Origin of the sequence: Streptomyces sp. XY431, from assembly GCF_001279805.1 — a bacterium.
GTDB lineage: Bacteria > Actinomycetota > Actinomycetes > Streptomycetales > Streptomycetaceae > Kitasatospora > Kitasatospora purpeofusca.
In genome coordinates this window covers 1-623 of record NZ_LGDO01000306.1, presented here as the reverse complement: position 1 = coordinate 623, position 623 = coordinate 1, and the positions used below count along the sequence as shown (strand labels likewise).

The 623-nt window shown below is 65.8% G+C and carries 1 protein-coding gene; it reads left to right on the top strand.

The window, feature by feature from the left end; translation table 11 throughout:
* Positions 1-156 precede the first annotated feature (156 nt).
* Complete coding sequence (locus ADK60_RS24505; RefSeq protein ID WP_079008664.1) at positions 157-585, top strand: DEAD/DEAH box helicase family protein; 429 nt, start codon at positions 157-159, stop codon at positions 583-585.
* Positions 586-623 lie beyond the last annotated feature (38 nt).

Below are 623 nucleotides of genomic sequence, written 5' to 3'. Positions count from 1 at the left end.
GTCTCGCTCCAGTGTATCCTGTGCAGTGACTGTTGATGCAAGATGATGCACTGTGTAGCTTCTGACTTCTGGCGATACCCCCTCTGGGCGGGCTGCTCGATTTCCGATTTTCGGCCTGCTCGACTCGTGCTGGTGCCCTGGGAAGGAAATTCAGAAATGGCTGTGAAGCTCCGGCCGCATCAGGTTGAAATGGTGGAGGCGATCGTGCGCGGTCTCGACATCCCGCCCGGCGGTTTGGTGCCCGCGAACGGGCTGCGGGTGACGGCGATCTCGCCGTGCGGCAGCGGGAAGACGATCAGCGCCGCCTCGGCCGCCCTGCAGATCGCGCGGGACAGGCGGGTGCTGGTCCTACTGCCGACCCTGGACCTGCTGACCCAGACGGTGCAGGAGTGGCGGAGGGTCGGGCACGAGGGGCCGGCGGTGGCAGTGTGCTCGCTGCAGGACGACGCGCTGCTCTTCTCCCTGGGCATCCGGTGCACCACCAACCCCCTGCAGCTCGCGCTGTGGTTCGGCACCGGACCGGTGACGATCTACGCCACCTACGCCAGCCTCGACGTCCTGGCGGCGGCTTTCAAGGGCGCCTAAGAGCAGCGTTTGGAGCTTATGGACCTGGTGGGGGTGGA